General features: G+C 61.2%; 10 protein-coding genes. 8 read left to right on the top strand and 2 right to left on the bottom strand.

The genetic code is table 11. From position 1 onward, the window contains the following. Positions 1-503: hydantoinase/oxoprolinase N-terminal domain-containing protein (locus AB0O52_RS10045; RefSeq protein WP_364536950.1), on the bottom strand; the 503-nt coding region annotated here is incomplete at its 3' end. Positions 504-1,118: 615 nt separating this feature from the next. Here AB0O52_RS10045 and AB0O52_RS10040 point away from each other — a divergent pair. From AB0O52_RS10040 to AB0O52_RS10020, 5 genes are all read left to right on the top strand, one after another. Next, on the top strand, positions 1,119-2,471 hold the full coding sequence (locus AB0O52_RS10040) for an MFS transporter (RefSeq protein WP_364536947.1): 1,353 nt from the start codon (positions 1,119-1,121) through the stop codon (positions 2,469-2,471). Then, a complete protein-coding gene (locus AB0O52_RS10035) occupies positions 2,468-3,292 on the top strand; it encodes an aspartate/glutamate racemase family protein (RefSeq protein WP_364536944.1) in 825 nt (274 codons plus the stop codon). Before AB0O52_RS10040 ends, AB0O52_RS10035 begins: the two co-directional genes overlap by 4 nt. Positions 3,293-3,670: 378 nt before the next feature. Beyond that, complete coding sequence (locus AB0O52_RS10030) at positions 3,671-4,669, top strand: zinc-dependent alcohol dehydrogenase family protein (RefSeq protein ID WP_364536941.1); 999 nt, start codon at positions 3,671-3,673, stop codon at positions 4,667-4,669. Between the two features lie 19 nt (positions 4,670-4,688). Then, entirely contained in the window at positions 4,689-4,940 is a 252-nt protein-coding gene (locus AB0O52_RS10025; protein WP_364536938.1) for a hypothetical protein, read from the top strand. 15 nt (positions 4,941-4,955) lie between these two features. Then, a complete protein-coding gene (locus AB0O52_RS10020) occupies positions 4,956-5,678 on the top strand; it encodes a hypothetical protein (protein WP_364536935.1) in 723 nt (240 codons plus the stop codon). On the opposite strand, the gene AB0O52_RS10015 is transcribed toward AB0O52_RS10020, so the two are convergent. Next, entirely contained in the window at positions 5,660-6,667 is a 1,008-nt protein-coding gene (locus AB0O52_RS10015; protein WP_364536932.1) for an Lrp/AsnC family transcriptional regulator, read from the bottom strand. The genes AB0O52_RS10020 and AB0O52_RS10015 overlap by 19 nt on opposite strands. Before the next feature lie 197 nt (positions 6,668-6,864). On the opposite strand from AB0O52_RS10015, the gene AB0O52_RS10010 reads away from it, so the two are divergent. The 3 genes from AB0O52_RS10010 to AB0O52_RS10000 all read left to right on the top strand — a co-directional run bounded on the left by AB0O52_RS10010 (position 6,865) and on the right by AB0O52_RS10000 (position 9,931). Continuing rightward, a complete protein-coding gene (locus AB0O52_RS10010) occupies positions 6,865-7,623 on the top strand; it encodes a DUF5058 family protein (RefSeq protein ID WP_364536929.1) in 759 nt (252 codons plus the stop codon). A gap of 20 nt (positions 7,624-7,643) precedes the next feature. Continuing rightward, complete coding sequence (locus tag AB0O52_RS10005; RefSeq protein WP_364536926.1) at positions 7,644-8,375, top strand: hypothetical protein; 732 nt, start codon at positions 7,644-7,646, stop codon at positions 8,373-8,375. 86 nt (positions 8,376-8,461) lie between these two features. Further along, a complete protein-coding gene (locus tag AB0O52_RS10000; RefSeq protein WP_364536923.1) occupies positions 8,462-9,931 on the top strand; it encodes an amidohydrolase in 1,470 nt (489 codons plus the stop codon). Positions 9,932-9,968: the final 37 nt, after the last annotated feature.

Here is a 9,968-nt window from a genome sequence, read left to right as displayed (position 1 = left end):
TGGGCAGGGTTCTTGTAGCTGAACAGGAACGCGACCGCGACCGCGCCGTAACCCTCCTCCACCGCCCGGCGGCCCGCCTGACGGACAGCCACCTCGTCCAACGGCCTGATCTCCACACCCTGCCCGTCAAGGCGCCCCCCGACACCGATGACATCCTTGCGCTCGAGCAGCGGGGCAGGCTTGCGGTACCGGGCGTTGTAAAGCTCAAGACGCGGGCCCCGGGCAATGTGATAAGTGTCCTCGACGCCGGCGGTCGCCAGCAGCAGCACCGGCACGCCGCGCCGTTCAAGGAAGGCATTCAACCCCTGCGTGGTGCCGTGGACCAGGAACTCGATATCGGACAGGTCCTCGACAATGGACTCCAGGCCCGCGATGACCCCCGCGCTCAGATTCCCCGGCGTCGTGGATGACTTCGTGGCCGCATAGGTCCCGGCGTGCTGATCGTACGCGACAATGTCCGTAAACGTCCCACCGATGTCCATGGACACCCTGTAATTCGGCATGTATCTCTCCTCAAGGTTCTGAATCGGAACTCAATGTGTGAGACATCACGCTACGGACCCCGCATTACCCGGACATGGGCAAACTGCACGATGCTGCTGAAGCTGCGCGGGCAGAATGCATAACAGCATTGCGCGGAGCCAGATCTGGCGCGGCCGTTGGGGCCGGCGCTATGAGCGTGAGATTACGGAATCGGCGTTTGCCCTTTCCCAAGTGCAACGAGGGACGCTTCGGGCGCCGGCTGTAGTAGTTCATGCCTTCCTGGCCGCGCCCACAGGAGCACGGGAAATAAGCCGTGGCTGATGACCGCCAACGGCCGGTCCCGTTGAATGCTTGAGCACCAATCGTGAGAGCCGTCACAACAGAGGTAAAAAATTTGTTGCTTATCCTCAAAACAAAAAAGTGGCCCTGACCTGCTCAAACGCATGCACGATTTCGGCACATAGTGCTTTGCGCTCAATCGGGCGTTCCAGAAAAGGGCAAAGTGAACATTCCCTGGCCATTCGCATTTGTAATGTGAGTGCGGTCACTCGGCGGAGGAGCGGAGGAGCTGCTCCCGGGCGCACAGAAATGCAGCCTGTACTTCTTATCCTGTCCAAAATTTCGGAGGTCAAGACATGTCCAGTATCGACCCACTCATCTCAGGGCAAGCGCCCGGGACGGCGAGCCCACCTCGCTCCATGGCCGTAGGGCACGTGTTCCGCGACATGCCTTTCGGCTCCATCCATTTCAAAATCTGCGCGGTCCTCTTCTTCGCTTTCGCAATCGAAGCCTGGGAAATGCTCATGCTCACCTACGTTGCTGGTGATCTTGCTACCAGCCTGCAGGTCGGCATGACGGAGGTAGGAATCGCCATCTCGGCGCTCTTCCTGGGCATGATCCCCGGGTCACTAATTTGGGGGCCTATCTCTGATCGAATGGGAAGGAAAGCAACGTGTGCATGGAGCTTCGCCGGTTATGGCGTCTTCACGCTCCTGAGTTGCTTCGCACCGAACTTCGAGATCCTCTCGGTGGCTCGCTTTCTCTCCGGGCTGTTGTTCTCCGGCGTCTTCACTGTGACTTTCCCCTATTTCGAAGAACTGCTCCCGGTCAAGGTCCGCGGAAGGGCCACGGTCTATCTTGCCGCAGGGTGGCCGATTGGCATCCTGGCCGCCCTCGGCACCGCTGCTCTGATCGGAGGGCACGGCTGGCGCTGGGTCATTGCCGTCAGCGCACTTGCCAGCCTGTGGGGCATCGTTCTGTACAAGGTCGTTCCGGAATCCCCGTACTGGCTCGCGAGGCGGGGGCGGAACGAAGACGCGCACGATGTCCTCGAACGTCTGGGAGCACGCGGCATCTCCCGTGGCACCATCTTCACTGTGTCCGAAGGCAAGAAGCAGTCCATTTGGGGCCTCTTCAACGGGAGGATGGGTCGGATCACGGTCATTCAAGTCCTCATCAACTTCACCTTCTCTTGGGGCTACTGGGGGCTTCAATCGTGGATGCCAACATTGCTTGAAGGGCGAGGACTGAGCGCCTCATCAAGCTTTTCCTTCATTGCCCTGAGCGCGGTCCTCATGATCCCCGGATACATGACGGCCTCCTACCTGACCGGACGCTTTGGCCGCAAATGGATATTCACGATCTACGTCCTCGCCGCGGCTGGCGGCGGCTTCTTCTTCGGGACAGCCACAACCGAGACCGAGATGTATATCGGCATGTTCTCTCTGGCCTTCTTTGCTCTGGGAGCCTGGGGTGTCTGGGACACGTGGATGGGTGAGCTCTATCCCTCGGCCCTTCGAGGCTCGGGTTACGGGTTCGGGATTTTCGGTCAGCGCGTCGCAAATACGGTCGCACCCAGTCTTGTCGGGTTCCTCCTAGCCTCCGCCACCGGAGCTACCGCGACGATTCTATTTATCAACACGTTCTTGTTTGCCACGGTCATCCTTGGCCTGTTCTTGCCCGAAACCGAAGGAAGTGAATTGGAATGATCATCCCCACCGATAATCTCGACGCTCTCTCGGAGAACGCCCGAATCCTCTGGATCAACCCGCTCTACACCGATGTGTACAACCGAGCAATGGCGGATTCGTTCCGCCAGATAGTCCGTCCCGGCACAGAAGTGGATGTCGTCTCCCTTGATGGAGAGGGCCCCTCCCACATCGAATACAACGCTTTCGAGGCACTTATGCTTCCAGAACTGTTGCGCACGGTGCGGTGGGCGGAAGAAGCAGGCTATGACGCCGCCGTCATCGGTTGTTTTTACGACCCGGCGCTACGGGCGGCACGCGAAATCACCGATCGCATGGTGGTTGTAGGCCCGGCGCACTCGGCTCTGAGCATCGCCGGAAGTCTGGGCGAGCGATTCTCCATCCTCGTCGGCCGGAAAAAGTGGATTCCCGAGATGGCCGAGAACGTCCACCGTTGCGGCGCATCAGAGCGTCTTGCCTCGTGGCGCGTTCTCGAGATGGGCGTCGATGACTTCCAGCAGGACCCGGCCCTCACGGAAAAGCGGATCATGACCGAAGCCCGCAAGGCTGTGGAGGAGGACGGCGCAGACGTTGTCATTCTCGGCTGCACGGCCGAATTCGGATTCTTCCGAACGGTTCAAGAGGAAATTGGAGTACCCGTGATCGACGCGACTGTGGCCCCGCTCAAGCACGCCGAACAGCTCGTCGACACGGTTCGTCGGTTCGGCTGGACACACAGCAAGCGCCTGGGCTATGACGGGCCCACGGCTCAGGAACGCCAGCGGTTCTTCCCGGCTCTCGAGCCAAAGCGCATGGTGTCAATGACCACAGTGTCCTCGTAAATACAGTGTCCTCGTAAATATTGCACCGCTCGTCACGCCGACTGCTTGCGCGTCACAGAGCCCTTCACCCGAGGGCATCTTTGGCCGGAGGTTACCCCGGCACCCTCGCCTGCCTTGACATCCCGTGATCGAGGCAGGCGAGGGAACCCTTCCCTGTAACCAGCAAAGTGGGGACGGTTAACCGCATTCTTCCCATAACCCCGGCGGCAGCGCCGGCTAACCCAATCAAAATCAAGCGTGGCATACAGCACCACGCACAAACGGAGGTACGGCGATGTCCAGACAGACCCTATGTATCAATCCAATGATGACCCACGCTTACCATGTCCCTATCGGATGCCTGTCCCCCCTCAAGCCCAACGCCTCCCTGGTCCAGCGATGAGCAGGCCGGAATCCGCGGTTGTCTTCCGCAAATTAGGCGGCCCCGAAGTGCTGGCCGTCGAAGCTGCTTCTCCCCGTCAAGTCGCCGAAAACGATGTCCGCATCAACGTCGCAGCATTCGCACTCAACCGGGCAGATCTAATGTTCATCCACGGAGAGCACTACACCATCCCGGTGTTCCCCTCGCGTATTGGGTCCGAGGCAGTGGGTACCGTCACCGAGATCGGCGAGAACGTCACCGACTTCAACATCGGCGACCGCGTCACGAGCATTCCCTTCTTCACCGCAACCGATGGCGTGCAGGGAACAACAGCTGTCCTACCGGCAGACTACCTAACCCTTGCTCCACCGGAACTTTCGGATGCCCAGGCCTGCTCTGTGTGGATGCAATATCTCACGTCTTACTTCGCCTTCGCGGAAGTAGCCAACCTCGGTTCTGAAGACACAGTGCTCATCACTGCCGCCGCCAGTTCGGCCGGGCTTGGCGCCATTGAGATCGCACGCGCACTTGGGGCGAAGGTAATCGCCACGACACGGTCGGAGAAGAAGCGATCGCTCCTCCTCGAGGCGGGCGCAAACGAAGTAGCCCTCGTGGGAGTCGACGACCTCGGCGAGGTCATCGACCGTACCACCCATGGCAAAGGCGTCCGGGTCGCTTTCGATCCTGTCGGAGGAGAGTCCCTCGGCACCTACGTCGATCACCTCGCACCCAACGCCGTCATTTTCGGCTACGGAACGCTGAGCGATCTGCAGCCCGTCATCCCTATGGCCGCAATGTGCAGAACTCAATCGGTTTTCCACCCCTACTCAATGTTCAACCACGTCGGACGGGCCGAAGAGCGGCGGAGAGGTGTCGACTTCATCCTCGAGCGGATTAGCTCCGGCGCCCTGCGGCCGAGAGTCGACAGGGTCTTTGCCTTCGACCAAGTGCTTGACGCCTACCGCTACATGGAGTCGAACGAACAATCAGGGAAGATTGTCGTCGAAATAGGTTAGGCATGCCGCGCCCGGGTCCGTGTCCGCGGAACAGTCCGGCGGACACGGACCCGGGGCATTTTCGGCCCAGACCCCGACCCGGCAGCTGGATACCCGTAACGGCACCGGCGGAACCACCGGGCCCGTCGGGGCCGGCCAGACCGTGAACCTGAAAGTCACCGGCCGCGGCAGTATCCCCGCCAGCGGCGTTTCCGCCGTCGCCCTGAATCTGACCGTGACGTCCCCGACCTCGTTCGGGAACATCACCGCCTACCCCGGCGGAGCCCCGTAACCGATCACCTCGAACGTGAACTTCGACGTCGGGCAGGCCGTGCCGAACCTGGTCATCGTCCCGGTCGGTGCCGACGGAACAGTCTCCTTCACGAACAACTCCGCCGGCACCGTCCAGCTCATCGCGGACACCTCCGGCTACTCCACGGCCCCGGCCACGGGGCAACCCGGCCCGCACCGGCTCCAATCCATGGCCAGCACCCCGGCCACGGGGACACCCGCCACCAACACTTTCACCTGGGACGCGGCCGGGCGGATGACAGGCCGGGCCGGGGAGACCCTGTCCTATGCCCCCGACGGGAAGCTCGCCACCGCCACCGGTACCTCCAGTCTCCCGGTGAACCCGAACCCCTCCGCCACCGCCGGCACCCCGGCCGCCCCCGTGACCGGGACGGCCGGGAGCACCGGGACCCGGTACTACGACGGCGCAGGGAACCTTGTCGGACTCACGGACGGCACGGGCACCACCGTCGCCCTGGGCTCCATCACCGCCCATTCCACCCCGGCCGGGGTCCAGACCGCGACGAAGAGCTGCTCGGCGCGTAAGCGAAGCGTCCCTGGTGCAGGCGTAGGCCAACGCTCATTACGACCAAGGGCAAGATCGGACAGGGTTTTGCCCAAGAGATGGGCATGCACCGCATTTCCTTGGGCAGGAAGCGGGCGGCAGCCCTGTTCACCGGCTGTAGCGCGCCCTTTGGTTCGGGGCAGGTGCAGTATTGGTCAAGGTTTTGCGGCCTGAAGATGGGTGGCGCGGTAGCCTCTTCGTCGTCCGTTCTCGTCGAGCAGTGTTCCGACCAGCTTTGTGGTGCGCATTACCACGGACCGGTCGGTGATGCGCACGCCGGGCAATTGTTCTTCTATGGCTGCTTCGAGCCGGGAGATGTCTTTGAGCGTCCTCATCCAGACGGTCATTGCGATGTTGTACCTGCCAACTATCGACACCACGGAGCGGATCTCATCAAGCCGGCTTAGTTGCCTGGCAATCCGTTCTGCCTGGGCGGCGGGCAAGGACAAAAAATACCAGGCGTTGACCGGCCAGCCTGACGCTGAGCGTATGACGTCGGTCCTCAGCCGAATTGTCCCCGCCGACAGCTGGCTGGCAATTGACTCGCGGACTTTTCGCGGGTTGGCTCCAATAGACGTTGCGATTTCCTTGGCAGTCGCCCGCCCGTTATGGAACAACTCCTTGGCAACCGCCGCGTCAAATTCCGTGGGCCGCCTCGTCCGCGCCGTCTCCGGCTTGAACGCCCGCAGGGTTTCCACTTGCTTCGTATCGAGCGCCCTCAGGCGCCATTGGCTGGCCTCTGCGAGGACATCGGAAATCGGATAGGAATAAACCTTGGCTACGAAATCCAGTCTTTCCAGCCGCTCCAGCACATACCTGTAGAGAGCCTCGCTTGTAGGAGCGATCACGGAAAGCACCAGGTCCCGTGAACCTGCGGTGATGTCCACCGTTGCCACCTCAGGGTCCGGCAGCAAGGCCTCGGCCAGATTCATGAGCTTGCCAGGCATCGCCTCGACTTCCACTATGGCCCCAGCCTGCAGTTTGGCGTCGGTGTAACCGGTCACCCATGCCAGGCCCTCGTTCGAGATCCGTTCCCAGCGGCGGCCCAAGGTGACCGGGTCCACCCCCAAGACCCGGCCCAAGGCCGCCCATGACGCTCGGGGCTGAATCTGCAGTGCGTTAATCAGCATCAGATCGAGTTCGTCGAACACCGTTTCCTGCACCAGAAGCATCCTTAGGGGTAATTTACTGCATTCCGTATTATTCCGTGCGTCCCAATCCTACTCTGGAGCAGTCATCCTGTGCGTGACCGGAGTCACCCATCTTTTCCTGGCGTCTGGGTTGACTGTGATGATTTTGACCCCCGGGAACCTCGGGGTTTCCGACCTTCCTCAAATTCCGTTCCCCTTTTTTCAAACTGATGAGGAGTAGCGTGGCTACTACAGTTATCGATCCCGGCTCGACGGATATCCAGCCCCTGATCCATCACCCGGTGCTGTGGATTTGTGCCGCCGGCGTTTTCCTGGTGATCGTTCTTCAGTCCGTGATTTATTTCAGGGCGATCAGGCAAGCCGCAGGCGATGCCGATCTCAGCCCCTCCCAGGTTCGGGGTTCTGTACGCACCGGAGCAGTAGCCGCGATCGGGCCGTCACTGGCTGTGGCTCTCATCGCGATCTCGCTGCTGCCCTTGTTCGGCACTCCCGCGGTGCTGACCAGGATTGGTTTGGTCGGCTCGGCGGCCTTCGACGTCGCGGCGGCAGGACTGGCCGCCGGAACGCAAGGTGCGCAACTCGGGGGTCCTACCTACACGCAAAAGATATTCGCCTTGGGTTTTGCTGCGATGACCATGGGCGGGCTTCTCTGGATGCTCGCAACCTTGGTCCTCACGCCGATCCTGAGTAAGGGCGACGCCAAGCTCCGCCAAGTCAACCCAGCGGTGATGACAGTCGTTCCTGCCGCCGCGCTCCTGGCAGCGTTTTTCACCTTGACATTCCAGGAAACCCTGAAGTCCCCCGTGCACCTGGTCACCGTTGCTTCGTCGGCCGCAGTTATGGGCCTGTGCCTCCTGGTCTCTAAACGCTTCCATCTCCCGTGGCTTCGCGAATGGGGCCTCGGCATCGCCATTTTCATCTCGCTCGCCGTCGCATACCTAGTGACCAATCCCGTGTCGGTCTCCTGATCCAAAGAAAGAAGCGTTCGATGTCAGCATCCCCCCATACCCGCAGCGGCTTTGCCGCCTTTGACCGGACCACTTCAATCTGGGGTCCCGTAACCCTCGGGCTCGGGCTCTTGATTTCCCTCGTGTCGGCGCTCTACGCAGCCTTCGGGACAGGACTCGGCATCACAGGTCTGGAACTGTGGGCAGCGGTCGGGGCCGTAGTGGCCACCTTCGGTCTCTTCGCGATCGTTGAACCCGTATCGTATTTCCCCATCCTTGGCCGCTCCGCGATGTATCAGGCGTTCCTGATCGGAAACATCTCCAACAAACTCCTGCCGGCGGCAATCGTCGCCCAAGCACAGCTGAATGAAAAGCCAGGCACCCGTCGGGCAGAGCTGATCGCAGGAAGCGCCATCATCGGAGCAGTCCTCGTCCACATCACAACACTCATCCTCTTCGTAGGCGTCTTGGGCACCCTCATCGTTGGACTGCTGCCCCCAGCGGTCATCAACACAGCACGGCTCTACATCCTGCCGGCCATCTTCGGGGCAGTCGTCCTCCAAAGCGTTCTGGCGCTAAAAAGCATCCGCACCACTATCGTCGCGGTGGCCATTGCCGGGCTGGTCGTGTTCATCGGACTGCCACTGGCCCCGGGAATCACTTTCCTTGCTACCGCCATCGCCGTGATCCTCACAATCACAGTTGCTTGGTTCACGCGTTCGAAAACGCAGCCAACCAGTGAGCCCGAAGTCCCCACAGCCGTCCCCCACTAAATGCGCCTTGCCACGCAAGGCCCGGCAGGCATGGACCATCTTTGCCGCACATGCACGCACTGAACCGTTATGGAAGGGAACGAACCATGGAACACCTGAATCCTTTAATTGAAGACGTCGAGGCCTTGGCCCCGGAATTCACCGCACTGTCCGACGCGATCTGGGACGAGCCCGAGCTGCGCTGGGAGGAACATACCGCGGTCACCCGACAGGTTGTCGTGGCTAAGAAGTACGGGTTCTCCATCACACGTGATGTCGCCGGGATACCGACTGCCTTTTATGCTGAAAAGGGCTCTACAGGCCCCGTCATCGCCTTCCTTGGAGAATACGACGCCCTGGCAGAGTTAAGCCAGGACAGCGGCAACCCCGAGCGCTGCCCCGACCCCGACAACCACTCCGGAAACGGGCAGGGCTGCGGCCATCACCTGCTGGGCGCCGGCTCGCTCCTCGCTGCCGTTGCCACCGCCCGGTATCTGGAAAAAAACGGGCTGCCAGGCCGGGTACGGTACTACGGGTGCCCCGCTGAAGAAGCAGCGGCCGGCAAGAGCTTCATGGTCAAAGGCGGAGCATTCGCCGGTGTCGACACCGCAATCACCTGGCACCCCTTCGCCAGCACGCTGTGGAAGCAGAACCTGATGCTCGCCTACACCCAGGTCTACTTCCACTACAAAGGTGTCGCAGCGCACGCCGGCGCATCACCACACATGGGCCGCAGCGCACTCGACGCGGTAGAACTCCTTAATGTCGGCACCAATTTCCTGCGCGAACACATGCCCGACACTGCACGGATCCACTACGCAATCACAGACGCCGGCGGACTATCACCCAACGTCGTGCAACCCCAGGCGTCCGTGTACTACATCATCCGGGCCACAGACGGGCAGCAAATGCGTGCCCTCTACGACAGGGTGCTCAAGGTCGCGCAGGGGGCTGCGCTGATGACAGAAACAGAACTAACCGTTGAATTTGATGGCGCATGCTCGGAGATCCTTCCCAACGCTGCCCTTGAAAAGGTTCTCTATCAAAATGTGAAGGAACTCGGCGGCGTTCCTTTCGACGCATCCGACCAAACAACCGCCGCCCGCTTCGCTGCAGGACTGGACCGGCGGGAGGTGCGCACAGCCAAGACCGCCGTCGGATGGGGCGCGAACGAGGAGAAAGCCCTCCACGATGAAATCCCTGAACCCGACACGCTACCGCGCGCGCAACTGACCGGCTCAAGCGATGTCGGCGACGTTAGCTGGTCAGTGCCCACCGTTCAAATCATGGCCGCCAGCTTCGCCCTGGGCACTCCGTTACACACCTGGCAGGTCGTCGCGCAGGGCAAGGTGCCCGCAGCGCACAAAGGCATGATCTACGCCGCAAAAGCGATGGCCGGCACCGCTCTCTCCCTCTTCACCGACCCTGCGCTCATGGCCCAGGCCAAGTCCGAGTTCGACGACCTCACAGCAGAAACTCCCTACATCTGCCCCATACCCGACGACGTCCTGGCACCACCAATCCGCCGCGCCAAAGCCGACGAAATCCAAACCGAGCTCGAAATGCAGGGCGTCTAATAACCGAGATTCATTCCCAAGCCCGTCAGGATACATT

The organism is Arthrobacter sp. NPDC080073, from assembly GCF_040686575.1.
In the GTDB taxonomy this organism is placed as follows: Bacteria; Actinomycetota; Actinomycetes; order Actinomycetales; family Micrococcaceae; genus Arthrobacter.
This window is presented reverse-complemented; position numbering and strand designations above follow the sequence as displayed.